The organism is Kitasatospora sp. NBC_01300 (genome assembly GCF_041435235.1).
Taxonomy (GTDB): domain Bacteria; phylum Actinomycetota; class Actinomycetes; order Streptomycetales; family Streptomycetaceae; genus Kitasatospora.
The window spans coordinates 942,132-966,391 of sequence record NZ_CP108408.1; the positions used below are offsets into that span (position 1 = coordinate 942,132).

Below are 24,260 nucleotides of genomic sequence, written 5' to 3' on the forward strand. Positions count from 1 at the left end.
CAACCGGACGCACACAACTGGCATGATCTGGTCATAGATCCATCACCGCCCGTGCCCATCCACTCGCAGCGACGGTCCGGCCCGGCCCGCGGATCCCAGGGAGGGACACTTGGAGTTCAGGATCCTCGGCTCGCTGGAGGTGTGGACCGGCGACGGGAGGCGCGTCCCCTCCGAAGGCTCCCGGCAGGAGCGACTGCTCGCCGCCCTGCTGCTCAACGCGGACGTCTCCGTTCCCGTCGCCCGCCTGGTGGACGCCGTCTGGGACGAGCGGCCGCCGGCCACCGCCACCCGCCAGGTCCGCAACCTCGCCGGGGTGCTGCGGCGCCGCTTCGCCGAGGCCGACCCGGACGCACCCCCGGTGCTGCTGACCGACGGCCGCGGCTACCGCATCACGCTCACCGGCCACCACCTGGACGCCCGCGCCTTCACCGACCGGCTCGCCCTCGCCCGCCGCGAGGCCGCCGCCGGACGGTCCCCGGCGGCGGTCGACGGGCTCCGCGAGGCGCTCGCCCTGTGGCGCGGCCCCGCGCTGGACGGACTCGCCGTGGACGCGGACGCCCCGGGCGCGGTCGCGCTGGACGAACTGCGGCTGACCGCCTGGGAGGAATGCCTCGATCTGGAGCTCGCCCTCGGCCGGCACCGCGCGGCCGTCCCCGAACTGACCGCACTGGTGGTCGACCACCCGCTCCGGGAACGCTTCACCGGACAGCTGATGCGCGCACTGCACGGGTCCGGGCGCGCGCCCGAGGGGCTCACCGCCTACCGCCGGTTCGCCGAGCGGCTGGCCGACGAGCTCGGGCTCGACCCCGGGCCGGAGCTGCGGGCGCTGCACCTGGAACTGCTGGCCACCGAGCCGGCCCGCGCCGAACCGGTCCGCCCCGAGGCGGCGCCGACCACAGCGGCCCCGGTGGCCACACCCCCAGCGGCAGGACCCCCGGTGACGGCACCCCCGGCAGTAGCACCCCCAGCGGCGGCACCCCCGGTGGAGGCACCGCCGCCTCCGCCCGCCCAACTCCCGCCCGCACTGCCCACCTTCGTCGGACGCGGCACGGAGCTCCGCGTCCTGGACTCACTGCTCACGACGCCCACGACCGGTGCCACCGGCGCGGCCGTCCCCGTCTGCGCGCTCTCGGGCCCGGCCGGGGTCGGCAAGACCACCCTGGCCATCGACTGGGCCCACCGCGCCCGGGACTCGTTCCCGGACGGCCAGCTCTACGCCGACCTGCACGGCTACTCCGTCTCCGCGCCCCTCGACCCGCACACCGTCCTCGCCCGCTTCCTGCGCGCCCTCGGCGTGCCCGGCGACCGGATCCCCGCGGCGCCGGACGAGGCGGCCGCGCTCTACCGCTCCCTGCTGGCCGACCGCCGGCTGCTCGTGGTCCTCGACAACGCCCGTGACGCCGAACAGGTCCGCCCGCTGCTGCCGGGTGCCCCGGACTGCCGCACGGTGGTCACCAGCCGCACCCGGCTCGACGGCCTGACCGCCCGCAACGGCGCCCGCCCCCTGGTGCTCGACGTCCTGCCCGCCCATCAGGCCCTCCGCCTCGTGGCCCTCATCGCCGGCGAGCACCGCACCCGCGCCGAGCCGCACGCCGCGGCCGAACTCACCGACGCCTGCGGCCGGCTGCCCCTCGCCCTGGCCATCACCGCGAGCCGCCTCGCCGCCTTCCCGGGCCGCAGCCTCGCCGACCACGCCGCCGAACTCCTCGACGCGGAACACCGGTTGAGCGCCCTGCAGATCGACGGTGACGCCACCTCGGCGGTCCGCGCCGCCTTCGACCTCTCCTACCGCTCGCTCCCCGCCGAGGCCCGGTCCCTGCTCCGGCTGCTCGCCCTGGCCCCGGCCGTCGGCGTCAGCGCCGGCGCGGCAGCCGCCCTGACCGACACCCCCACCGCCGCCGTCCAGCCCGTCCTCGACCACCTGGCCACCGCCCACCTGCTCACCCACGAGGACCGCCACCGCTACCGGCTCAACGACCTCCTGCGCCTCTACGCCGCCGAACGCTGCACCGCCGAGACCGGTCCCGCCGAGCGCCGCGCCGCCCTGGAACGCCTCAGCTCCTGGTACCTCCACCACGCCGACTCCCCCACGCCGCCGCCCTCCCCTCCCGCCGCGGACCACCCGTGGAGCCGGGGCCACCACCTGATCGGCCTCCACCTCGACGAATGGGTCGAGGTGGACCGCCTGGCCGCCCTGGCCGCCTGCGCGGCGCAGGCGCCGGACGCCCCCTGACCCCGGGCCCGGCCGCCGCCCCATCGCCTGCTCCTCGACCACGTCACCGATCGTGCGGCCCCGCGCGCCGCGCCGTGTGCTCCGTCGCGCGCCCCGTCATGGCCCGGCTGTACGCGGCCGTGGGGGCGCAGCGCCTGGTCACCGTCGACACCGACAGCGACACGGTGGCCGCCGACGTCCCGCTCCCCGTCCAGCCGCACCCCGACGGGTACGTGGACGGCTCGGCGAGTTCCCTCGTGGTCAGCCCGGACGGCGCCGGCGTCTACCTGGCCCAGAACGGGCCGCGCCAGCGCTGGGGCGCCCTGCCCTCCCGGGTCCTCGCGTACTCGACCGCCGCCGGCGCCTTCACCGCCTCCGTCGACGTCACCAGCTTCGGTGTCGGTTCGATCGTCCTGCGCCCCAACGGCCAGGACCTGTACGTCACCACCGCGGACGGCCTGGTCCACCTGGCCGCCACGCCCACCTCGCTCACCACCGTCCGCACCTTCACCGCCGGGCACGGCGCCTCCGGCAGTGCGGTGCTCAGCCCCGACGGCGGCACGCTGTACGGCCTCGGCGGCTACCAGAGCGACTACCTCGTCGACACCGCGACCGACACCGTCACCGAGAACTTCCACTTCGCACCGGGCAGCACCGGCCTCGCCTACCCGGTCGTCAGCCCGGACGGGCGCCGGCTGTACTTCACCTCCACCTGGTCCGTCTTCATCACCCCGGGCGGCCCCACCCCTCCCGGCTACCACAACCGCAGCGCGATCCTCTCCTACGACACCGAGGCCCGCGCGCTCGTCCCGGCCGAGACGGTGAACCCGCAGCAGGTGGAACTCGCCACCGGCCTGGCGCTCGGACCGGACGGCCACACCTTCTACCTCGGCGGCAACACCTACCCCGGCGGTGTTCCGGGCACTGCCGCCAGTCTGGAGATCATCAGGAACTGACGGCCGGTCAAGTCCTAGGCATTTGACCGGCCTTCGACGATCCTGCGGATCTCGCGCGCCAGGGTGTCGGGGTCGCTGGTCGGCACCAGATGGTCGGCGTCGGCCGCCAGCACATGGCGGCCGACCTCGGCCAGGCCGACGCGGCGGGCGTGCGAGGCGTTCACGGCCTCCCGGACCTTCGGGCCCATGCCGGTCGAGGTCCGGGCGGCCGAGACCACCGTGAGCGGGATGCCGCCGAGGGCCGGCGGGTTCTCCTTCATGGCGGTCAAGTCCGCGACAACGGAGCCGAGTTCGGCGCCCCGGGTGCGGATGGTGGAGACGGTGAAGCCCTCCGCGCGCATCTCGGCCGCGGCGTCCGCCGGGAGGGCGTCGAGCAGCGGGCGGAAGGCCCGGGCCAGCAGGCCGGTGCGGGCCAGCAGCATGCTGACCGCCTGCCCGATCCGCTCCTGGCGGCGCACCGAGGGCGCGAACACCAGGTCGCAGGACTCGTCCGTCGGGTCGGCCAGCACCAGGCCCGCGATCCGCTTGGGGCGGGCCGCGGCGGCGAGCCGGACGATCGGCCCGCCCCAGCTGTGCCCGACCAGGACGAACGGCCCGTGGCCGAGGCCGGCGAGGTGGTCGAGCAGGTCATTGAGGTCCTCGGCGAGGCGGCGCAGCGGGCGCGGCGCCTGGTCCGGCGCGCTGCGGCCGAGCCCGCTGCGGTCGTACGCCACCGTCGCCGCGACCCCGTCCAGCCGGAGCTGCACCGGCGCCCAGTACGAGCGGCTGGAGGCGAGCCCGCCCTCCAGCACGACCGTCGGCACGCCCTCGCCGTCGGGCCCCGGCCGCCGCATGTAGAACAGCTCCCGCCCATCCCGTGTCCGCGCCCGCCCCGGCTCACCCTGACTGTGCATCCCCGGCACCGCCCTCGCCCTCGACCGTCCATCAAGTTTGGTTAGCCTAACCTCACTTTCCTGGTGATCGCGACCACCCACGGCGCGGCGTGGGCGGCAGGGTCGGCGGGGTCGGTCAGTAGTCGACCAGGTCGAAGACCGTGGCGGCGCGGAAGGCCTCGTGCACCTCGACGCCGGGCCGGTCGAAGCCCTCCATCCCCTCGGGGTCCGCCTCCGTGACCTCGAACCGGTCCCTGGTGCGCTCGAGGATGGCCTGATTGACCGTCACATGTTCGCGCAGCCGCTGCTCGTAGGCCTGGTAGGCGGCCTCGTGGTCGCCGTCGGCCGCGTGCAGCTCCCCGGCCAGCACGTAGGCGCCGGTCAGAGCCACACTGGTGCCCTGGCCGGTGGCGGGGAACAGCAGTACCCGGCGTCGCCGAGCAGCGCGACCCGGCCCTGCGACCAGCGGTCCATCCGGATCTGCGCGACCACGTCGTAGTGGAAGGCGTCCCCCTCCCCCAGGGACTTGAGGAACTGCGGCACCTCCCAGCGCAGCCCGGCGCAGCGCTCGGCCACCAGCCGCCGCTGCTCCGCCGGGTCGCGCGGGAGCAGGTCCTCGACCGGCTCGTCGGACGTGAAGACGGTGAAGACCCGCAGCTCGCTGTTGTCCCGGACGGTCATCGCCATGCTGCCCCAGACGGCCTGGCCGGCGGGCCGGTGGATGACCTCCCAGCGGTCGAGGCCGAGGTGGTTGGGGGCGCTCCAGCCGGCGATGTAGATGCCGGTCGGGTGCAGGTAGTCCGCCTCGGGGCCGAAGACCAGCCGGCGGGTGTTCGAGTGCAGGCCGTCGGCGCCCACGACGAGGTCGAAGGACTGCTCGTCTCCGCTGGTGAAGCGGACCTGGACGCCCTCCTCGTGCTGCACGAGGGTGTCGATCGACTCGCCGAAGCGGTACCGGACGCCGGGCCGGGCCGCCCCCGCCAGCAGGGCGGCCAGTTCGTCGCGCAGGATCTCCACGTCGGGGCCGTCCACGGCGCCCCCGGTGGCCGTCCACTCGGTGGTGCGCTTGAGCTCGCGGCCGTCCGCGTCGACCAGGGACATGCCGCGCAGTCCGGTCCGGCGGGCCCGGACCTCCTCCAGGAGGCCCATCCGCTCGATGATCTCCAGGGCGTTGCCCCGCACGTCCACCGCCTGTCCGCCGCCCCGGAGTTCCGGGGCGCGCTCGACGACCGTGACGTGGAAGCCGTAGCGCTCCAGCCAGTAGGCGAGGGCGGTGCCGGCGATGCCCGCCCCGGAGATCAGGACCGAGGTGGTGCGCGAGTGGTGCGGTCGGGTGCTGTTCGACGTGGTGCTCGACATGGTGGACCTCCCGTGAGTCGATGTCGTGCCGCCAGTCTCGCCACGGCGGCCGACAGGTCGCTCACAGGACGCCGGCACGACCGGCGAGCGACCGCCAGACCGCCGACAGGTCACCGACAGACCACCGGCAGGCCACCGGCGGCCCGCCGACCGACCGTGCCACCGGCCGTGTCACCGACCGGACCAGGACGGCAGCCTGTGACCTGGGGTCACAGGATGACCGCCTGTCTGGCTGGCCGCGGGGGCCGTCCGCAGGATGGCCGCATCGGACTCCTGCCCTCCCGTCGCGGCCGCTTCCGCCTGCCGTCCGAAGGCCCGGCCGCTCCCTCGCACGACAAGGTGGTGATCGCTGTGAGCAGCATCTCCGACCCGCCCCGACCCGAACAGGCCGAGGACGTCCCGCCCCTGGCGCCGGCCCAGGCCTTCGAACGGTGGCGCTACGCGGGAGTGTTCCTCCTGCTGTTCCTGTTCGGCACGGAGACCTTCCTGGTGTCGCCGCTGCTGCCGACCATCGCGGACTCGGTGCACACCACCGAGGCGGCCGCCGCCTCCAGCGTCACCGCCTACGTGCTGGTGTACGCCGTCGCGGCTCCCTTCCTCGGGCTGCTGAGCGACCGGTTCGGCCGCCGCCGCACCCTGGTGGCGGGCACCGTGCTGTTCGTCGTGTCCAACGCGGCGGCCGCCCTCTCCACCGGGCTGACGCTGCTGGTCGTGTCCCGCGCGGTGGCCGGGCTGGCGGCGGCCGCGGCCGGGCCGGCGATCTGGGCGCACATCGCCGAGACCGCGCCGGAGGCGGTGCGCGGGCGGGCCCTCGGCCTGGGCATGGCGCTGTTCTCCTGCGGCCAGGTGATCGGCGTGCCGCTCGGCGGCTTCCTCGCCGGACTGGCCGGCTGGCGGTCGGCGTTCTGGGCGCTGACCATCGGGACCGCGGCGGCCGTGCCGCTGCTGCTGAGCCAGGTCCAGCGCCGCTCGGCGCAGGCGGCCGCGCCGCAGGTGGGGGCGGTCCGGGCGATCCTGGCGGGCTGGGCCGACCCGACGCTGCGGCGCGCCCTGCTAGTCAACACGGTGTTCAACACGGCCAACCTGGGCGCCTACACCTTCCTCGGCGCGGTGCTGGTGCAGCGCTTCGACCTGTCGGTGCAGGCCCTGGGCCTGGTGGGCGTGCTGGTCGGCGCGGGCAGCCTGGTCGGCTCGCTGCTGGGCGGCCGGCTCGGGGACCGGGCCAGGACCGCCGGGCGCTCCGACCTGCCGATGCTGCCGCTGTGGGGCGTGCTGCTGGCGGCGGGCGTCGCGCTGGCGGCCAAGGGGCCCGGCCTGGTCCTCGCCCTGGCCGGCGTGGTGGTGTGGTTCCTGGCCTCCGGAGGCTTCGTGACGGACCAGCAGACGCTGGCCGGCACCATCGCCCCGGAGCTGCGGGCGACCTCCAGCGCGTGGCTGACCTCGACCATGTACGCGGGCACCGGCCTGGGCGCCTGGGCGATCGGCACGTTCGGCAACGTCGCGGACGGCACCCTGCTGATCGGCACCGGGCTCGCGCTGGTGGCCGCCCTGGGCGCGCTGGCCGTCAGCCTCGGCCTGCGCCGGTCCACCGCGTCGGGCACCTGAGGCCCCGCCGGAACGGCCGGGATGCCCGGCAGGACCGACAGGACCGACAGGACCGGCGGCTCAGCCGACCCGGCGCTCCCCCTCCACACCGCCGACCGCGCGCAACGGATGATCGACCAGTTCGGTCATCCGCGCCCGGTCGGCGGCGCCGTGCGGGGTGAACAGCAGCACCGTCGCGGTCGGGTCGTCCACCGGGTGGAAGGACGACAGCGTCAGCCGGACCGGGCCGAGCCCGGCCGGCTCGACGGTGACGGTGCGGACGGTCAGCTCCGCCACCGAGTGGCAGCCCCACCAGTGCCGGAACTCGGGCGCGTCCTCGTCCAGGTGCCGGTAGACCTCGCCGGTGCGGGGGTCGGCCAGGGCCGGGCCGGCCTGCGCCCGGAACTGCTGGAAGACGTTCATCGCGAGCGGCTCCCAGTCGCGGAACACGGCCCGCACCCGGTGGTCGGCGGCCATCACCCACATCAGGTTGCGCCGGTCCGCGGGGACGAACTCGGGCGAGCCCCAGAGCGCGACCCAGGCGGCGTTCCAGCCGAGCAGGTCGAAGTGCCGGTCGAGCAGGACGGCCGGGCTGGTGGGCCAGGAGTCCAGGACCGGCCGGATGGCCTCGGCGAGCCGGTCGGCGCCGTCCTCCGAGGCGGCGGCCGCCGTCGGCTCGTGGTAGCCGGCCAGGCGCATGGCGTGCCGCAGCCCGGCCGCGTCCAGCCGCAGCACCCGGGCGATCGCCTCCAGCACCTGCCGGGAGGCGGTGACCCGCCCCTGCTCGACCCAGGTGTACCAGGCCAGGCCGACGCCGGAGAGGGAGGCGACCTCCTCCCGGCGCAGACCGGGGGTGCGGCGCCGGGTGGTGGCGGTGAGGCCGACGTCGGAAGGCTTGAGGAGCTCGCGATGGGCGCGCAGGAAGGCGCCGAGTTCCCTGCCTGCGGGGGGAGTTGACACGGTTGGCTCCTCGGCCCTGGTCGGTGCCGTCGAATGCGGGGGTGTGGGCTGCCACCAGCGTAGACGCAGCCCGCCGCCCACCCCAGGGGTGAGCGGCGGGCTACACATGTTGTTAACGAGACGTCAGCTGCCACAGCCGGACGGGCATGTGGCTGACGTGGCCGCGCTCCTGCTGCCGGCGCCAGGCGCTCTCGCCGACGGCGCGGAAGAAGGCGGGCCGCTGCTGCGCCGGCACCGCACGGCTGTAGTAGTCGCCGAAGGTGGCGGCGTGGAAGTGCTCGTACTGGGCGGCGCCGTCGACCGTGACCACGGCGTCGCGCTCCAGGTGGCCGGCCACCGCGAGGTGCGGGCCCACCACCGCCGCGAGCTCGTCGACGGTCCTGGTCCGGGTCGCGATCGGCAGCACCCCGGCGCGCTCCAGGACGCCGGGCACCTCGTCGTACGGGGTGCCGAGCGCGACCAGGGCGTCGCGGACCAGCTCGTCCTCACCGCCGAGGCCGCGTTCGTCCCGGGCCGGGTGGTAGGTGGTGAGCAGGAAGCGGCCGCCGGGGGCGAGGTGGGCGGCGGCCCAGGCGAAGATCCGCTCCTCGTCCGGGTACAGCCAGTGCAGCACCGAGGTCTGGGTGATCACGTCGGCCCGGAACGGCAGCGGCTCGGGCACGGTGAGGTCGGCCCGGTGCAGGGCGACCCGCTCGCCGTAGGGCTGGAGCCGGGCGGCGGCCTCGGCGATGCGGTGCTCGGAGCGTTCCAGGCCGACGGCGCGCCGCAGGGAGGGGAAGCGCTCCAGGGCCTCCTGGAGCAGCTGGCCGATCCCGCTGCCGAGGTCGATCAGGGACTCGGGGGCTCCGGTGACCTGGTCGAGCACCCAGTCCCGGTCCTGGACCTGGCGCAGCCGGCTGGCGTCGGCGTACCCCGCGAGGGTACGGGCCTGGATCTCGACGGCGGACGTGCTCACGGCTGGTTCTCCTCCACGGTGGACGACTGTGCGGTGGACGGCTGGTCGGTAGCTGGCTGCTCCGCGGCGGCGGGCTGCTCCGCGACGCCCTGGTCGACCAGGTGCAGCAGCCGTTCGCGGGCGGCGCTCTGGTCGTAGCGCTTGAAGAGGTTGATCCGGTTGCGGGCCAGGTCGCCCCGGTGCACGTACTCGTAGAGGTCCTGGCGCTGGCCGAAGCCGTCGCCGGTCAGCTCCCAGGCGATCCGGAAGAGCCGGGCCTTGCGTTCGGCGTCGATGTCCCGGCCGCGCATGTAGCGGTCCAGGTGCGGGCGCAGCCGGGGGTTGGCGAGGTCCCCGGCGGTGGGCTGGATGAGCAGCCCGGAGGCCCCGATCTTGCGGACGATCTCGACCGCGCTGCCGGCCACCTCGGCCGACCAGACCCGGGAGGCCGCCGTGTCGCCGGGGGCGAACAGGCCGCCGTCGGTGAGGCCGCCGCGCGCCTCGGCGGCGTCGAGGAAGTACTCGGTCAGTTCGGCGTACCCGGCGAGGCGGCCCAGATCCTCCTGGATGTTGCGGAAGCCGTCCACGCCGATCGACTCGGCGACCAGGGTCGCACTGGCCAGCAGGGTCCGCAGCCGCTCGCGGTAGCGGATGTGGCCGACGTAGGCGCTCCAGGCGTTGATCCGGCCGAGGCCGGTGCGCGCCAGGTTCGCGTCGCGCAGCAGGAAGACGCGGTCCCAGGGCACCAGGACGTCGTCGAAGAAGAGCATCGCGTCCTGCTCGTCGAACCGCGCGCCGAGCGGGTGGGCGTGCCCCCAGGAGGCGCTGCCGAGCGGTTCGCGGGCGAGGGTGATCAGGCCGGGGGTGTTGAGCGGCAGGGCGAACCAGGTCACGAACTGCTCGCCGCGGCCCTCGGTGAACGACGCCGAGAGGTAGACCAGCACCTCGTGGGCGATCGGGGCGAGCGTGGTGAGCTGCTTGGCGCCGCGCACCACGATGCCCCGGTCGTTCTCCTCCACGACGCGCAGGGCGAGGTCCGGGTCGTCCAGCGGGTTGGCGGAGCGGTCGATCTGCGGGTCGCCGAGGGCGTGCGAGAGGACCAGGTCGTTGCTCGCGCAGTGCCGGTACCAGGCCTCGGCGTTGGCGCCGAAGCGCGGGTCGGCGCCGGCCAGCCGGTGCCGGAAGTCGTAGACGCCGACGGCGATCGAGGCCATGAAGGCGGGCGAGCGGCCCTGCTGCCCCAGTGCCTCGGCGTGCCACAGCTCGGCGCTGCGGCGCTGGAGCCGCAGGTCCTCCAGGGTGCGCGGGGGCTGGTAGGCGCGGGCGAGCCGCAGGCCGCTGTCCGGGTCCTCCCAGGTGAGCAGGTCGCGGTGGGCCGGGTCGTGCTGGAGGTCGATCAGGCGGGCCAGTTCGTCCACGGCCGGGCGGAACGCGGGGTGCTCGGCGGGGTTCGCGATGCGCTTGCCGTCGAGGTAGAGCTCGCGGCCGTCGTCCAGTTCGGCCCGGTACCGGTCGCCGGTCAGCAGGCCGCGGGCGGTGGCGGGTGCGCCGCGGCCGGTGATGGTGCCCAGCAGTGTCATGCGCCAACTCCGTTTGATGTCAAGGGTTCAAGGGTTCAAGGGCTTCGGGTCGAGCACGCGGTACCGGCCGTCGTGGTAGAGCAGCGGGTCGCCGTCGCCGCGGTCCGCGGCGGCGACCCGGCCGACCAGGATGGTGTGGTCGCCGCCGGGCAGGGTGCCGTGCAGCCGGCAGTCGAACCAGGCCAGGGCGTCGTCGACGAGCGGGGCGCCGGTGACGGCCGTCCGCATCGGCACCGCGGTGAAGCCGCCGAGCGCGCGCCCGGCCCCGGGGGTGGCGAAGCGCCGGGCCACCGCCGACTGGCCGTCCGTCAGGACCGAGAGGCCGAACCGTCCGGCAGCGCGGGCCGCGGCCACCAGCGGGCTGTGGCGGCTGACCGCGACGGTGACCAGCAGCGGGTCGAGGGAGAGGGTGCTGAAGGAGGAGACCGTCTTGGCGAAGACCTCCTCGTCCGCCCGGGTGGTGACCACCGCGACCCCGGTGGTCCAGCCGCGGGAGGCGGCCCGGAAGGCCTCCTCGGTGGCCTTCGCCGTGGTCACGGCCCCTGCCGGGCCGCTCATCGCAGCCCCACCCGGTAGGCGCGCAGCCACTCGTCGACCTGGACCAGGTGGTCGAGGCCGCCGACCGGGTTCGGCGCGGTGCGCGGGCTGGGCAGCGGGCGGCCCTCGGCGAGCAGCCGGCGGACCAGCTCGCGGTCCACCAGCTCGAAGACCGGCGCGTTCGGGTCGGCCAGCAGCTCGTGCGCCCGGGCGGTGAGCACCTCGGTGTAGCGGACGGCCGGGGTGGACGGGTAGCCGCTCTTGGGCCGGTCGGTGACCTGCGGCGGGAGGAGGTCCCGGACGGCGTCGCGGAACAGGCCCTTGGCCCGCCCGTCCGGCGCCTTGAGCGCCCACGGGACGTTCCAGAGGTACTCCACCAGGCGGTGGTCGCAGAACGGCACCCGCACCTCCAGGCCGACCGACATCGACACCCGGTCCACCCGGTCCAGCAGCGGGGGGAGCCAGCGGGTGAGCGCGAGGTGGAAGACCTCGCGGATCCGCGCGTCGGCGGCCGACTCGCCGGGCAGGCGCGACACCTCGCCGAGCGAGCGGTGGTAGGCGGCGGCGGTGTACTCCTCGGGGCGCACCTCGGCCCGGACGTCCGGGCGCAGCAGGTCCGCGGGCGTGGCCTTGCCGTGCAGCCACGGGAAGGTGGGCGCGGCGACGGCCTGCGCGTCGTGGAAGTACGGGTAGCCGCCGAAGATCTCGTCCGCGGCCTCGCCGGAGAGCGCGACCGTGGAGCGCCGCCGCACCTCGCGGAAGAGCAGGTGCAGCGAGGCGTCCATCTCGCCCCAGCCGGGCCGGTCCCGGGCCCGCAGGACGGCGTCCCGGGCGTCCAGCAGGTCGTCGTCGGGCACCAGGACGGTGGTGTGCAGGGTGCCGATGTGCTCGGCGGCGGCCTGGACGTACGGGGCGTCCAGGGTGGTCCGCCAGGCGTCCGGGGTGCGGTCGGTGCTGCCGGGGAAGTCCACCGAGAAGCTGGAGATCTTCCCGTGGCCGGCCCGTTCGCGGGCGGCCGCGGCCAGCGCGGTGACGGCGCTGGAGTCGACGCCGCCGGAGAGCAGGGTGCACAGCGGCACGTCGCTGATCAGCTGCCGTTCGACGGCGTCGGCGAGCAGGTCCCGGACGGTGCCGCGGGTGGTCGCGGCGTCGTCCCGGTGCTCGGCCGACTCCAGCCGCCAGTAGCGCAGTTCGCGGGTGGCGCCGCGACCGACGACCACCAGGTGGCCGGGCCGGACTTCGTGCAGCCCGCGGAACAGCCCGTGGCCGGCGCTCGGCGCGGCGGGCAGCGCGAACAGTTCGGCGATGCCCTCGGCGTCCAGTTCGGCGCGGAACAGCGGGTTCGCGAGCACCGCCTTGGGCTCGGAGCCGAACAGCACCCCGGTGGCGTGGGCGTGCCAGTACAGCGGCTTGATGCCGAGGTGGTCGCGGACCAGCAGCAGTTCCTCGCGCGCGGCGTCCCACAGGGCGTAGGCGAAGATGCCGTTGAACCTGGTCGGCGCGTCCTTGCCCCACTGGAGGTGGGCCCGCAGGACCACCTCGGTGTCCGAGCGGGTCCGGAAGACGTGCCCGAGGGCCTCCAGTTGCGCGCGCAGCTCGCGGTGGTTGTAGAGCTCCCCGTTGTAGCAGAGGACGGCGCCGGCGTCGGGCCCCGGGCGGTCGGCGAGCGGCTGGGCCCCGCCGTCCAGGTCGATCACGGACAGCCGGCGGTGGCCGAACGCGGCGTGCCGGGAGAGCCAGACGCCGTCCGCGTCCGGGCCGCGGCAGGCCAGGGTGGCGGTCATCTCCCGGACCGTCCGCGCCTGGTGGCGCAGGTCGGTGTCCCAGTCGATCCAGCCGGTGACACCGCACATCTCAGGACTCCCCCGGTTCGTCGTTGGCGGCGGGCCCGGCTGCGGCGCTCGACTCCCAGCGGCAGCCGTGGCCGGTCGGGCCGTTGGTCAGGCGGTGCGCGGGCCGGTAGCCCTTGGCGCGGATGTTGGCGGACAGCGCCTCGGTGCAGTAGGTGCAGGGCGAGGCGAGGGTCAGCTGGACGCCCGAGCGGCGGGCCTTCTCGCGGTAGTCCCAGATCGCGCAGTGCGTGATGGTGAGCGCCGCGTGCTCGGCGCCGGGCGGCTCCTCGTCGTCGAACTCGTACTCCGAGCCGTACAGTTCGGCCTGCCGGGCGATCCGGTGGATCGGGTCGGCGGCGCCCCGGCCGTGGTCGGGCTCGACCTCGCGGTGCACCTCGGCGTTGGACCGGGCCCAGTCCCCCAGCCCCTCCTCGCCGTAGCGGCGCACGAGGAAGCGTTCCATCAGCGCCTGGTCGCGGAAGAACACCCGCTGCCACTCCGGGGCCGGGGCGTCCGGCTCGGGGAGGTCGGCGAAGAGCTCGGACTGCAGCACGAACCAGTCGGTCAGGTGCAGCCCGTTCCCGCGCGACACCAGGTACCGCGTCAGGCCCGCCTCGGCCTCGTGCAGCCGCTGGCGCCAGAGCGCGGACCGCTCGGCGTCCGACATCGCGCGGTACGGGGACCTCGGCTGCTCCGCGCCGGGGCTCCGGTGGCTCGCGGCGGCCAGCACCGCCGTGCGCGGGCCGGCGTCGGCACCCGCCGCACCGGCGGAACCGGTCGGGCCCCCGGTCCTGTCGGACACACCCCCCATCGGGCCATCTCCCTTCGGCTGGACGATCCTTCGGACCGTCTCGTGTGGTGGTCGTTTCCCGCCACGCTACGGAGCGGGCCGGGCGCCCCGGTAGCCCCGAACGGCGCCGCTCAGGGCGCCGATCGTCGCCTCGCGCATGCTCCGAAGGTCACCTGCGGGAGGCGGCCGGAACACGACGGAGGGCGGGCCCCGCGCGCTGCGGGGCCCGCCCTCCGGAGGGTGGTGACGAAGATGTATTGAGACGAACTACCCGGCGAGGCCGTGCCGGTGGGCGTAGAGCGCGGCGCGCAGCCGGTCGGGCTGCCCGATCTTGCGCATGGCCTGGGTGAGGTGCTTCTTCACGGTCGCCTCGGCCAGGGCGAGCTCCCGCCCGATCTCGGCGTTGCTCAGCCCGAGCCCGAGCTGGACCAGCACCTCGCGCTCACGCTCCGTCAGCCCGGCGTGCTGCGGCGGCAGTTCGCCGACGTGCTGCGGGGGCACCGCCGTGTGGGTCCGGGCCGGCGGCGGCGCGGGCAGGAACACCGACCCGCCCGCCGCGGCGAGTTGGACGGCGCTGATGATCCGGTCCTCGGCCAGGTCGAGCGGGAAGCAGCCGCTGGCCCCGGCCAGCAGCATCCGGCTCGCCTCGGCGGTCGACTCGGCCCGGCGCAGCAGCAGCACCCGGGCGTCGGGCGCCGCGTCCGGGCCGCGCAGCGCCACCACGACGGCGAGGTCGGCCTCCAGGCTCGCGCCGCGGCCGAGCAGGATGACGTCGGGGGCGACCCGGCGCACGGCGGCCACCGCGCGCAGCGGGTCGCCGGTGGACCCGACCACGGCCAGTCCGGGCACGGTCGTCAGCACGCTGCGCAGCCCGGCGCTGGCCACCGAGTGCCGCTCGACCAGGAACACCCGGGCGTCGGCCGTGCGGTCGCGGTCCTCCTCCACGCACATCGGATGGCCGCACCCACAACCGGTGGCGGTCGGCCCGACCGACGGCGGCGGCGTCACCGTCTCCGCCAGCAGCTGGTGACCGGCGATCAGGTCGAGCGGGTTGTCGATCTCGGCCTGCGCCGGTGGTGCGGCGCGCACCGGCGGCGCGCCCGCGGCGGGGGCGTCCACCAGGGTGGCGCCGCCGCAGGCGCCGCGTCGGGCGGGAAGCCGGCGGCCGCGCGGGCCGGCCGGAACGGCGAGCTTGCTCACTGCTGCCATCGCGCACCCCCGGGGGCGGAGGCGGGGCGTCTGAGGTACGGCATGGCGATACGGTCCCCTTGCTGGTGGCGGGCCGGGCCGGTGGGCACGGGTGCTGCGGCGAGGATCCGTCGAGGACGCGCACGGGCGTCGGCTGCGGAATCCGGGACTGGGAAGGGGCGCCGACCGCAGCGGCTGGGAACGGGGCGGTCAGCGCGCAGCGCGCGGGCGACAGAGCTCGTCGAAACACCGTCGGTGCCACGAGCCGCCGATCCCGACCAGGGTGATGTCGGTCCGCCGAATAGCCATGCGGGGAACCCTAGGTCCGGTTCCTTGTGCAGGTCAAGGACGGAACCGGGGCTCAGCACCGTAGGCAGTGGCGGTCCTGACACTCCGGATGCTGTGACCAGGAGTAACAGCATCAAGTGCTGACTGGCTGTCCGGGCCACCGGTCCGCAACGCTCCTTCAAGCGGCCGCAGCTGCCGGAGCGGCACCGACGTCCCACGTCCCACGGACCGCCCGACCCGTGCTCCGGCACCCGATCCCGCCCGGACGCGGCATCCGCCCCCGGCGGACGGCCCGTCCCACGGCCCCGGTCCGGCGCACCGGCACCCCGGACGCCGCCGGTGGCTGCCGGTCACCGCTGGTGACCGTCCCGACCCGCTCCCGAACCACCCCTCCCGGAAGGACCACCAGCCCCATGCCCGCCCCGCCCAACCGGCCCGCCGCCGGCCAGTCCGGCGCCACGCCACGGAGGGCCGGGTGACCCGCTTCCTGCTGCGCCGCCTCCTGCTGGCCGTACCGACCCTGCTCGGCGTCACCGCCGTCGTCTTCGCGACCGTCACGCTCGTCCCCGGCGATCCGGTGGCCCTCTTCCTCGGGCCGGGCGCACCGCCCGAGGCCCGCCGCGAGCTCACCGAACGGCTCGGCCTGGACCAGCCGTTGCCCGTCCGCTACGCCTCCTGGCTCTGGCACGCGCTCACCGGCGACCTCGGCACCTCCGTCTCCGGCCAGCGTCCGGTCGCCGACCTGCTGCTCCCGGCGCTCGGCCAGACGCTGACCCTGACCGCGGCCGCCTTCCTGCTGGTGCTGGTCGGCGGGGTGGCGCTCGGCGCCGTCGGCGCGCTGCGCCCGCGCGGCCCCGGCGGGCGGATCTCCGGCGCGCTGTCCGCCCTCGCGGTCTCCGCCCCGCAGTACTCGGTGGCCCTGCTGCTGATCGCCGTCTTCGCCGTGGGCCTGCGCTGGCTGCCGGCCGGGGGCACCCACGACGTGTTCGGCTCCGGCGGCCTGCCCGACCTGGCCCGCCACCTGGTCCTGCCGGCCGTGGCCGCCGCGCTCGTCCCGCTCGGGCTCACCGCCCGGGTGTTCCGGGCCGCGCTGGGAGGCGTGCTGGCCGGCGAGCTGGCCGACTCGCTGCGCGCCCGCGGCCTGCGCCCGGCCACCGTGCTGCGGCACTGCGTGCACAACGCCTCGCCGGCGCTGCTGACCATCGGCGGCCTGCAACTCGCCTACCTCCTGGAAGGGGTGATCTTCGTGGAGACCCTGTTCGCCTGGCCCGGCGTCGGCCGGCTGCTGTACGACGCCCTCACCTCCCGCGACCTGCCCCTGGTGCAGGGCGGGGTGCTGGTGGTGGCGGTCGCGTTCGTCGGCGTCAACATCCTCGTGGACGCGGCGCACGCGGCGATCGACCCGCGAGTAAGGAACTGATGTGACGTCACGTGTCCTCGCCCGAGCGAACCTCGGCCTGACCGTCCCCGCCGCCCTGGCCGCGCTGCTGGTCCTGCTCGCGCTCGCCGCGCCGCTGGTCGCCCCGTACGACCCGGCCGCCGGGCGGCTGGCGGACCGGCTGCTCGACCCGGGCAGCCCCGGCCACCTGCTCGGCACCGACGGCCAGGGCCGCGACCTGCTCAGCCGGCTGATCTGGGCCGGGCGCGCCTCGCTCACCGGCGGGCTCGTCCCGGTCGCGGTGGCCGCCGTCGTCGGCACCCTGCTCGGCGTCGTGGCCGGGCTCGGCGGCCGGATCACCGAACAGGCCCTGCTGCGCCTGCTGGACGTGCTCTACGCCTTCCCCGGGGTGCTGCTGGCGATCGCCATCGCCTCGCTGCTCACGCCCGGGCTGGGCGCGACCGTGCTCGCGCTGTCGGTGGTGCTCACCCCCGCGGTGGCGCGGGTCGCGTTCACCGAGACCCGGCGGGTCCGGGCCGCCGAGTACCTGGTGGCCGCCCGGGTCAGCGGCGCCGGCTGGGGGTCGCTGGTCCTGCGCCAGGTCGCCCCGGTGGTGGCGCCGGTGGTCCTGGTGTACGCGTCCTCGCTGGTCGGGCTGGCCATCATGTACGCCGCCGGGCTGTCCTTCCTCGGGCTCGGGGTCGCCCCGCCGACCGCCGAGTGGGGCGCGATGCTGGAGGAGCTGCGGCCCTCGCTGCTCACCCACCCCTGGGTGGCGGTCCTGCCGGCCCTGGTCATCCTCGCCGTCTCGGTCGTCTTCAACACCCTCGGCGAGACGCTGCGCACCCGCGTCGGCGACACCGCCGCCCTGCTGGCGCACGCCGCCCCCGCCGCCGCGGGCCGGTCCGCCGACCGCTCGGCCGACCGCTCCGCCGACGGCTCGGCCGACCGCTCGGGCCGGCCGCGCGCCGCGAAGCGGGTGGGCGCATGAGCGCGCTGCTGGAGATCGACGGCCTGAGCGTCGAGTACCCCGGCGGGGTCCGGGCCGTCGACGACGTCTCCCTCGCCCTGCCCGCCGGCCGCTCCCTGGTGCTGCTCGGCGAATCCGGCAGCGGCAAGACCACCGTCGCCCGCACCGTGCTCGGGCTGCCGGGCCACGGCGCCGCCGTCACCGGAGGCGTCCGGCTCGCCGGGACCGACCTGCGGGCGCTCGGCGAACGCGAACTGGCCGACGTCCGCGGCCGGCGGATCGGCTACGTGCCGCAGGATCCGACCGCCTCGCTCGACCCGCTGCGCCGGATCGGCCCGCAGCTCGCCGAGGTGCTGCGGCGGCACGGGATCGCCGCCGACCGCCGGGCCGCCCGCGCGGCCGTCCCGAAGCTGCTCGCCACCGCCGGCATCCCGGACCCGGAACGCGTCGCCCGGGCCTACCCGCACGAGCTCTCCGGCGGCCTGCGCCAGCGCGCCGCCATCGCCGTCGCGATCTGCTGCGGCCCGGAACTGCTGATCGCCGACGAGCCGACCACCGCGCTCGACGCACTGATCCGCGGGCGGATCCTCGACCTGTTCACCACCCTGCGCGCCGACTGCGGCATCGCCCTGCTGCTGGTCACCCACGACCTCGCGGCGGCCCGCCGGATCGGCGGCACCGTGGCCGTCATGCGGGCCGGCCGGATCGTCGAACTCGGGCCCGCCGAACGGGTGCTGGGCGACCCGGAACACGCCTTCACCGCCGCCCTGGTGGCCGCCGAACCGGGAGCCCGCCGATGAACACCGTTGCCCACGCCCGGCCGGACGCCGTCCCCGCCCCGCCGGGCCCGCTCCTGGTCGTCGACGCCGTCACCAAGCGCTACGGCGACCGGACCGCCCTGGACGCCGTCAGCCTCACCGTCGCGCCGGGCGAGACCGTCGGCCTGGTCGGCGAGTCCGGCTCGGGCAAGTCCACCCTGGCCCGGCTCGCCCTCGGGGTGCTGGCCCCCGACGCCGGCAACGTCCGCTTCGCCGGCCGCGATCCGTACCGGCTGCGCGGCCGCGCCGACCGGGCGCTGCGGGGCCGGCTCCAGTTCGTCCCGCAGGACCCGCGCGGATCGCTCAACCCCAGCCTGCGCGCCGGCGAGGCGGTCGCCTTCGCGCTGCGCCTGCACGGCACGCCGCGCGCCGAACGCGCCGCCACCGTCGCCCGGCTCTTCACCCAGGTCGGCCTGGAGCCCGCGCTCGCCGACCGCTACCCGCGGGAGCTGTCCGGCGGGCAGCTCCAACGGGTGGCCGTCGCCCGGGCCCTGGCCACCGGGCCGGACCTGGTGGTCTGCGACGAACCGACCTCCGCCCTCGACCGCAGCGTGCAGGCCCGCCTGCTCGACCTGCTGACCGACCTCCAGGAACGCACCGGCCTGGCCTACCTGTTCATCTCCCACGACCTCGCCGTCGTCCGGCACCTCGCCCACCGGGTGCTGGTGCTGCGGCACGGCCGGGTGGTCGAGGAGGGCCCCGCCGGCCTGCTCTGGGACTCCCCCGCGCACCCGTACACCCGGGCGCTGCTGGAGGCCGCCACCGGCGTCGCGTGACCCGCCGCCGAAGCTCCGCGCCGACACACCCCCCGCACCCCCGCTCCCCCGCACCGCCGAACCTCCGCACCACCGAACCGACGAGGACTCACCATGACGCGCACCAGCCGTATCCGCTCCAGAGCCGTCGCCCTGCCGGCCGCCGCCGTTCTGCTCGCGGCGGCGGCCGGCTGCGCCGGCTCCGAAGGCGGCGGCTCCGCGGGGGCGGGCGGCGGTGACGGCCGCGGCGGCACCCTGGTCATCGGCGCCACCGGCAAACTCCCCAACCCCGACACCGTGATCGGCGGCGCCGGCTTCGAGGGCAAGCGGCTGGTCTCCTTCCAGCTCTACGAGGGCCTCACCCGGTACGAACTGCTCAAGGACACCGACAAGCCGCCGGTCGTCACCGGCGCCCTGGCCACCGACTGGCAGGTCGCCGCCGACGCCAGGACGTGGACCTTCACCCTCCGCAAGGGCGTCACGTTCCAGGACGGCACCCCGTTCGACGCCGACGCCGTGGTCTTCAACCTGGCCCGCTACCTCGACAAGAAGAGCCCCGAGTACACCGACGCCCTCGGCGCCGCCGCCGCCGAGTACGCGGGCGACATCGTCTCGTACCGCAAGACCGACGCCGACCACGTCGAACTGGTCACCAAGGACCCCAACGGCCACTTCCCCGAGGACCTCGCGCACGTCCTGATCGCGAGCCCCACCGCCGTCCGCAAGTCCGGCTCGGCCGACTTCGCCCAGCACCCGGTCGGCACCGGCCCGTTCTCGTTCGTCTCGCAGACCGAGGGCCAGCAGATCGAGCTGGCCGCCAACAGGAGCTACTGGCGCGGCGCCCCCAAGCTCGACCGGCTCGTGATCAAGGCGCTGCCGGACGCCGCGGCCCGCACCGCCGCCCTGCGCTCCGGCGGCGTGAACTGGATCGAGTACCCGAACCCGGACGACATCGACAGCCTCAAGTCCGACGGCGTCCAAATCGCCACGAACAGCTACGACCACCTCTGGTACTGGATCCTGGACACCTCGAAGGCGCCCTGGGACAACCCGCTGGTCCGCAGGGCCGCCAACTTCGCGATCGACCGCAAGGCCATCGCCGAGAAGCTGCTGCACGGCACCGCCGACCCCGCCTACCAGACCGCGCCGCGCGCCACCGCCGCCTACGACCCCGCCGGCGACGCCTACTCCTACGACCCGGCCAAGGCCCGGCAGTTGCTCGCCGAGGCCGGCGTCCCGAACGGCTTCAGCACCTCCGTCACCGTGCCCACCGGCGGCAGCGGCAACCTGCTGCCGGTACCGATCGCCGAGGCCCTCCAGCGGGATCTCGCCGCCGTCGGCATCAAGGTCGAGCTGCGCACCACCGACTGGACCACGCTGATCGGCGCCGAGGCCAAGGGCCAGGTGGCGCTCGGCTCGGACGCCGTCGCCCAGTCCACCACGCTGTTCCAGTCCGAGGCGCTGCTCCCGCTGTTCATCGGCTCCAAGAGCCCGTTCTGGACCGGCCACTACACCAACCCGCAGGTCGACGAGCTGCTCGCGTCGTCGGCCGCCGACGCCGACCAGACCGCCCGGCAGGCCGGGTACCGCAAGGCGCTCGCCCTGGTCACCCAGGACGCGCCCTGGCTGTTCGTGGTCAACGACCGCAATCCGCGGGCCCTTTCGCCGAAGGTCCAGGGGCTCGTGCAGCCGCAGTCCTGGTTCCTCGACCTGACCACCGTATGGGTCCGCTGACCCGCGGACACCGCCTCTCCCCCGCCCTCGCCCCGCCACCGCCGAAGAGCACCGCGCACCACAGGAAGGACGGCCATCCCGATGACCGACCCGCACCGACCGCACCACCACAGCGGGACCGTCCCGCCCGGCTCCGCGCACGGCCCCGAGCACGCCGCGCCGCCCAAGTGGGGCATCACCCTCCCGCTGCCCGGCCTGACCATCGACCGGCACCGGTTCCTGGTCGAGCGGCTGCCCGACCTCGGCTACACCGACGTGTGGAGCGCCGAGGGCGGCGGCACCGACGCCTTCACCCCGCTGGCCGCCACGGCGGCCTGGTCCCCCTCGCTGCGGATCGGCACCGGCATCGTCCCGGTGCACACCCGCGGCCCGGCCGTGCTCGCCCAGACCGCCGCGACGCTCGCCCAACTCGCCCCGGGCCGCCTGCTGCTGGGCATCGGCGCCTCGGTGCCCGCCCACGTCACCGACATCAACGGCATCCCGTTCGACGAACCGTTCAAGCGCACCAGGGACGTCCTGCGCTTCACCACCCGGGCGCTGCGCGGCGAGTACGTCACCGGCGGGTTCGACACCTTCGACATCACCGGCTACCGGCTGCCGCACCCGCCGACCGAGCCGGTCAAGGTCATCCTGGGCGCGCTGCGCCCCAACATGCTCCGGCTCGGCTTCAACGAGGGCGACGGCGCCATCACCAACCTGCTGTTCCCGCACGACGTGCCGAAGATCCTGGACGCCGTCGGCCCGCAGCCGCCCGGCAAGGAACTGGTCGTCAAGGTCTTCGTCTGCCCCACCGAGGACACCGACTACGCCCACCGCGCCAGCCGCCCGTTCCTCGCCTGGATCCTCAACCGCGAGCCGTACCGCAAGTTCCACGAGTGGCTGGGCCACGGCGAACTCCTCGCCGAGACCCACCGCCTCTGGGCGGCCGGCGACCCGGAGGGCGCCCAGAAGGCGCTGCCCGACGAGGTCGTCGACGGGCTGTTCATCAGCGGCTCGCCGGAGGAGTGCCGGGAGCGCATCCTCGCCTACCACCGCCCCGGCGTCACCACCATCCAGCTGTACGTGTCGCTGCCGCCCGAGGTGTTCGTCAGCCGCGCCAAGCTGCTCGACACCCTGGCCCGGCTCGGGCCGGCCGCCCTCTGACCGTCGCGCCCCACCCGTCCCCATCCCCTGCCACCCTCACGACGCTCACGACCGGAGGAGAGCCGTGCCACTCGAAATCCGCGGCGGGGTCCGCGCCGCACCCGTTCCCGGCCACACCGCGCAGGAACGCCAGGCCCTGCGCTGGGCCCCCGACGGCCGCGACCGCACCGCCGACCCCGCGTACGTCGCCCGCACCGCGCGGGAGAACGAGGAGGACGGGCTGGACAGCGCCCTGGTGGTGCAGTCCAGTTCGTGGCCCGACCCGTGGCTGGTGGCCTCCTGGGCCCTGGCCGCCACCACACGGCTCCGCATCGCGGTCGCCCACCGGGTCGGCACCACCGCGCCGACCGTCGCCGCCCGCTCCCTCGCGACCCTGGACCGCCTCTCCGGCGGGCGGGCGGCGGCCCACGTCATCATCGGCTCCAGCGACCACGACACGGCCCGCGACGGCGACCTCCTGGACAAGCAGGAGCGCTACCGCAGGGCCGACGAGTACCTCGACCTGTTCACCCGCTACCTCGCCGCCGACCAGGACATCGACCACAAGGGCGAGTTCTACACCGTGTCCGCCGCCCGGCCCGGCCTGCACCCCAGACCCGGCGGCGAGCTGCTCTCCTTCGGCGGCTCGTCACCGCAGGGCCTCGACCTGGCGGCCCGCTACGCAGAGGTCTACGCCGTCAGCCCGCTGCCGCTGCCGGACACCCGTCGGCGGATAGCCCAGGTCCGCACCGCCGCCGCCGCGCACGGCCGGACCCTGCGGATCTGGCGGCACGTCACCGTCGTCCTCGCCGACACCGACGAGGCGGCCCGCGACCGCGTCCGCCGGCTGCGCCGCGACGCCCTCCGCCTCACCTCCGGCGGCGGGCCCTGGACGGAAGCGGTCCAGCTCGACCGCGACCGCGAGCGCGGCCGCTCCGACCCGTCCCGGGGAGACGAGCAGGTCGCCGCCTACATCCGCCGCTCGCTCACCGCCGCCTACGCCGGCTCCCCCGCCACCGTCGCCGCCCGCATCGGCCTGCTCCGCTCGGCCGGCGTGGACATCGTCCAGCTCGACCTCCCCGTCGAGACCGACCAGGACCGCGAGCTGCGGCGCAGCCTCGTCCGCCACCTCCGCACCGGCCTGGGCACCCCCGCCGACCGCCGCGTCTGGTGACCGGCGCCCCCCGTTCGGCCGGGGCCGAGGCGATCACCGCCTCGGCCCCGGCCACGCCGGTCCCCTGACAGGGCCCAGATGTCTAGATGTTGGGGTTGATCGGACGGTCGCTGTCGGAGTGGTGCCAGTCGAACTCCTGGGTCTGCCCCATGCTCGCGTTCCGCCCCAGCGTCCAGAGTCCGTAGGAGTTCCGCGGGCCCTGGTTGCCGACGTAGGTCAGGCAGGCACCGACGGCGTTGCACACGCCGCGGTCGGTGCCGAACGTCCAACGCTGCTTCGGGTCACCCCCGTTGCACCCCACCGCCGTGGCGCCCGGGCTGTCGGACGGGCCGCTCGGGACGTGGCCCGACAGACAGCGGCCGTCGTTGGTGCTGTGGATGAGGCCGTCCTCCGAGACGAACCAGAACTGGTTCCAGGAGCCGTCACACGGGCGCAGGACGACCGGCCGGCCGTCGCCGTTGGTCTGCCGGTACTCGTCCATGCAGTAGTAGGTGCCGTTGGGGCCGCCGCTGGCCGGGCGGGCGAGCGCGGCGAGGTAACCGTAGGCGTAGGGCTGCGGATTGGCGGGGTCGGCCTGCGCGGCGGCGACGGGCAACGAGACGCTCAGGCCGATCGCGAGTGCCAGGGCTGAGACGATCTTTCGGGCGGACTTCATGAGGTCCGACACCTCCCTCTCTGACGTCGTGTCACTGCGGAATGCGGCCATCCTGGCAGCGGAGTTGAGGGCCTGGGCAGCTTTCCGAACGATCCCGAACAAACGGGAGTGTATGGATTTCGCCATTTGATTCACCTCAGTTGACAGGAACCCCCGGCGCGAAGAGGCTGTTCACGCAGGCCCGGCGGGGGGAGGACAGAGCGTTGACCTGGTCACCTATGCGCACCACGGCGGCCCCGTGCTCCTGCCGGGCCGCCGAGGTCAACTCCGCTGCGACGCTAGCCCGTTCGCACTCCTTGGACGCGCTCGCCGAGTCCCTCACCCTGCTCAGGCAGGAGGCCGGCAGCCCCTCCTACTCGACCATCGTCCGGCGGATCAGCTCCGTCCGGGCAGCCCGCGGCGTCCCGGCCGGGGAACGCACACCCGGGCGGATCACCGTCTACGACTGCTTCCGCAGCGGACGCCAACGCCTGGACGTCGAACTGCTCTCCGACATCGTCCAGGCCCTCGGCGCGGACCCGGGCCCCTGGCGCCGCGCCTACCGCGCCGCCTCCCGGTGACC

General features: G+C 75.2%; 22 protein-coding genes. 11 read left to right on the forward strand and 11 right to left on the reverse strand.

All coding sequences use genetic code 11. The annotated features are described in order from the left end of the window. Positions 1 to 109: 109 nt before the first annotated feature. Both OG556_RS04035 and OG556_RS04040 read left to right on the forward strand, forming a co-directional pair. Positions 110 to 2,233 (forward strand): BTAD domain-containing putative transcriptional regulator, encoded by a 2,124-nt coding sequence (locus OG556_RS04035; RefSeq protein ID WP_371515888.1) that lies wholly within the window; start codon positions 110 to 112, stop codon positions 2,231 to 2,233. A gap of 98 nt (positions 2,234 to 2,331) precedes the next feature. After that, positions 2,332 to 3,168, forward strand: a complete 837-nt coding sequence (locus OG556_RS04040) for a hypothetical protein (RefSeq protein WP_371515889.1) — start codon at positions 2,332 to 2,334, stop codon at positions 3,166 to 3,168. A gap of 14 nt (positions 3,169 to 3,182) precedes the next feature. On the opposite strand, the gene OG556_RS04045 is transcribed toward OG556_RS04040, so the two are convergent. The 3 genes from OG556_RS04045 to OG556_RS04055 all read right to left on the reverse strand — a co-directional run bounded on the left by OG556_RS04045 (position 3,183) and on the right by OG556_RS04055 (position 5,399). Continuing rightward, positions 3,183 to 4,001, reverse strand: coding sequence for an alpha/beta fold hydrolase (locus tag OG556_RS04045; RefSeq protein ID WP_371515890.1), 819 nt, complete (start codon positions 3,999 to 4,001; stop codon positions 3,183 to 3,185). Between the two features lie 175 nt (positions 4,002 to 4,176). Beyond that, complete coding sequence (locus OG556_RS04050; protein ID WP_371515891.1) at positions 4,177 to 4,431, reverse strand: hypothetical protein; 255 nt, start codon at positions 4,429 to 4,431, stop codon at positions 4,177 to 4,179. Beyond that, entirely contained in the window at positions 4,422 to 5,399 is a 978-nt protein-coding gene (locus OG556_RS04055) for an FAD-dependent monooxygenase (RefSeq protein ID WP_371515892.1), read from the reverse strand. Before OG556_RS04055 ends, OG556_RS04050 begins: the two co-directional genes overlap by 10 nt. 351 nt (positions 5,400 to 5,750) lie before the next feature. Between OG556_RS04055 and OG556_RS04060 the strand changes: the two genes are divergently transcribed. After that, entirely contained in the window at positions 5,751 to 7,004 is a 1,254-nt protein-coding gene (locus OG556_RS04060) for an MFS transporter (protein WP_371515893.1), read from the forward strand. A gap of 60 nt (positions 7,005 to 7,064) precedes the next feature. Here OG556_RS04060 and OG556_RS04065 read toward each other — a convergent pair whose 3' ends face one another. The 7 genes from OG556_RS04065 to OG556_RS04095 form a co-directional block, all read right to left on the reverse strand. Beyond that, positions 7,065 to 7,943, reverse strand: a complete 879-nt coding sequence (locus OG556_RS04065) for a helix-turn-helix domain-containing protein (RefSeq protein ID WP_244293271.1) — start codon at positions 7,941 to 7,943, stop codon at positions 7,065 to 7,067. A gap of 112 nt (positions 7,944 to 8,055) precedes the next feature. After that, on the reverse strand, positions 8,056 to 8,898 hold the full coding sequence (locus OG556_RS04070) for a trans-aconitate 2-methyltransferase (RefSeq protein WP_371515894.1): 843 nt from the start codon (positions 8,896 to 8,898) through the stop codon (positions 8,056 to 8,058). Further along, positions 8,895 to 10,457 (reverse strand): 4-hydroxyphenylacetate 3-hydroxylase family protein, encoded by a 1,563-nt coding sequence (locus tag OG556_RS04075; protein ID WP_371515895.1) that lies wholly within the window; start codon positions 10,455 to 10,457, stop codon positions 8,895 to 8,897. The genes OG556_RS04070 and OG556_RS04075 overlap by 4 nt, the downstream gene beginning before the upstream one ends. A 27-nt stretch (positions 10,458 to 10,484) precedes the next feature. Further along, complete coding sequence (locus OG556_RS04080) at positions 10,485 to 10,994, reverse strand: flavin reductase family protein (RefSeq protein WP_371515896.1); 510 nt, start codon at positions 10,992 to 10,994, stop codon at positions 10,485 to 10,487. A gap of 17 nt (positions 10,995 to 11,011) precedes the next feature. Further along, the gene (gene asnB / locus OG556_RS04085) at positions 11,012 to 12,847 is read right to left on the reverse strand and encodes an asparagine synthase (glutamine-hydrolyzing) (protein WP_371515897.1); all 1,836 of its coding nucleotides are present in this window, start codon (positions 12,845 to 12,847) and stop codon (positions 11,012 to 11,014) included. 1 nt (position 12,848) lies between these two features. After that, positions 12,849 to 13,628 (reverse strand): hypothetical protein, encoded by a 780-nt coding sequence (locus tag OG556_RS04090; RefSeq protein WP_371515898.1) that lies wholly within the window; start codon positions 13,626 to 13,628, stop codon positions 12,849 to 12,851. A gap of 255 nt (positions 13,629 to 13,883) precedes the next feature. Further along, the gene (locus OG556_RS04095) at positions 13,884 to 14,825 is read right to left on the reverse strand and encodes a LuxR C-terminal-related transcriptional regulator (RefSeq protein WP_371515899.1); all 942 of its coding nucleotides are present in this window, start codon (positions 14,823 to 14,825) and stop codon (positions 13,884 to 13,886) included. Positions 14,826 to 15,567: 742 nt separating this feature from the next. On the opposite strand from OG556_RS04095, the gene OG556_RS04100 reads away from it, so the two are divergent. The 7 genes from OG556_RS04100 to OG556_RS04130 all read left to right on the forward strand — a co-directional run bounded on the left by OG556_RS04100 (position 15,568) and on the right by OG556_RS04130 (position 23,043). Further along, complete coding sequence (locus OG556_RS04100) at positions 15,568 to 16,512, forward strand: ABC transporter permease (protein WP_371515900.1); 945 nt, start codon at positions 15,568 to 15,570, stop codon at positions 16,510 to 16,512. A gap of 1 nt (position 16,513) precedes the next feature. Continuing rightward, positions 16,514 to 17,461 (forward strand): ABC transporter permease, encoded by a 948-nt coding sequence (locus tag OG556_RS04105; RefSeq protein ID WP_371515901.1) that lies wholly within the window; start codon positions 16,514 to 16,516, stop codon positions 17,459 to 17,461. Beyond that, positions 17,458 to 18,240: an ABC transporter ATP-binding protein gene (locus OG556_RS04110; RefSeq protein ID WP_371515902.1), complete on the forward strand. Its 783-nt coding sequence runs from the start codon at positions 17,458 to 17,460 to the stop codon at positions 18,238 to 18,240. Before OG556_RS04105 ends, OG556_RS04110 begins: the two co-directional genes overlap by 4 nt. Next, entirely contained in the window at positions 18,237 to 19,034 is a 798-nt protein-coding gene (locus OG556_RS04115; protein WP_371515903.1) for an ABC transporter ATP-binding protein, read from the forward strand. Before OG556_RS04110 ends, OG556_RS04115 begins: the two co-directional genes overlap by 4 nt. A gap of 93 nt (positions 19,035 to 19,127) precedes the next feature. Continuing rightward, positions 19,128 to 20,747 (forward strand): ABC transporter substrate-binding protein, encoded by a 1,620-nt coding sequence (locus tag OG556_RS04120; RefSeq protein WP_371515904.1) that lies wholly within the window; start codon positions 19,128 to 19,130, stop codon positions 20,745 to 20,747. 81 nt (positions 20,748 to 20,828) lie between these two features. Further along, a complete protein-coding gene (locus OG556_RS04125; RefSeq protein WP_371515905.1) occupies positions 20,829 to 21,890 on the forward strand; it encodes an LLM class F420-dependent oxidoreductase in 1,062 nt (353 codons plus the stop codon). Between the two features lie 64 nt (positions 21,891 to 21,954). Further along, positions 21,955 to 23,043: an LLM class flavin-dependent oxidoreductase gene (locus OG556_RS04130; RefSeq protein WP_363581880.1), complete on the forward strand. Its 1,089-nt coding sequence runs from the start codon at positions 21,955 to 21,957 to the stop codon at positions 23,041 to 23,043. 82 nt (positions 23,044 to 23,125) lie between these two features. Here the strand turns inward: OG556_RS04130 and OG556_RS04135 are convergent, their stop codons facing one another. Beyond that, positions 23,126 to 23,698: an RICIN domain-containing protein gene (locus tag OG556_RS04135; RefSeq protein WP_363581878.1), complete on the reverse strand. Its 573-nt coding sequence runs from the start codon at positions 23,696 to 23,698 to the stop codon at positions 23,126 to 23,128. A 203-nt stretch (positions 23,699 to 23,901) separates the two neighbouring features. Here OG556_RS04135 and OG556_RS04140 point away from each other — a divergent pair, with 203 nt between their 5' ends. Continuing rightward, a complete protein-coding gene (locus OG556_RS04140) occupies positions 23,902 to 24,258 on the forward strand; it encodes a hypothetical protein (protein WP_363581876.1) in 357 nt (118 codons plus the stop codon). The last annotated feature ends 2 nt before the right edge of the window (positions 24,259 to 24,260 follow it).

Excerpts from the sequence above, each read along its gene's own strand:
- OG556_RS04055 (WP_371515892.1), bottom strand. The coding sequence starts at position 5,399 with ATGTCGAGCACCACGTCGAACAGCACCCGACCGCACCACTCGCGCACC.
- OG556_RS04095 (WP_371515899.1), bottom strand. The coding sequence starts at position 14,825 with ATGGCAGCAGTGAGCAAGCTCGCCGTTCCGGCCGGCCCGCGCGGCCGC.
- OG556_RS04120 (WP_371515904.1), top strand. The coding sequence starts at position 19,128 with ATGACGCGCACCAGCCGTATCCGCTCCAGAGCCGTCGCCCTGCCGGCC.
- OG556_RS04135 (WP_363581878.1), bottom strand. The coding sequence starts at position 23,698 with ATGAAGTCCGCCCGAAAGATCGTCTCAGCCCTGGCACTCGCGATCGGC.
- OG556_RS04075 (WP_371515895.1), bottom strand. The coding sequence starts at position 10,457 with ATGACACTGCTGGGCACCATCACCGGCCGCGGCGCACCCGCCACCGCC.
- OG556_RS04045 (WP_371515890.1), bottom strand. The coding sequence starts at position 4,001 with ATGCGGCGGCCGGGGCCCGACGGCGAGGGCGTGCCGACGGTCGTGCTG.
- OG556_RS04110 (WP_371515902.1), top strand. The coding sequence starts at position 17,458 with ATGAGCGCGCTGCTGGAGATCGACGGCCTGAGCGTCGAGTACCCCGGC.
- OG556_RS04115 (WP_371515903.1), top strand. The coding sequence starts at position 18,237 with ATGAACACCGTTGCCCACGCCCGGCCGGACGCCGTCCCCGCCCCGCCG.
- OG556_RS04040 (WP_371515889.1), top strand. The coding sequence starts at position 2,332 with ATGGCCCGGCTGTACGCGGCCGTGGGGGCGCAGCGCCTGGTCACCGTC.
- OG556_RS04125 (WP_371515905.1), top strand. The coding sequence starts at position 20,829 with ATGACCGACCCGCACCGACCGCACCACCACAGCGGGACCGTCCCGCCC.
- asnB (WP_371515897.1), bottom strand. The coding sequence starts at position 12,847 with ATGTGCGGTGTCACCGGCTGGATCGACTGGGACACCGACCTGCGCCAC.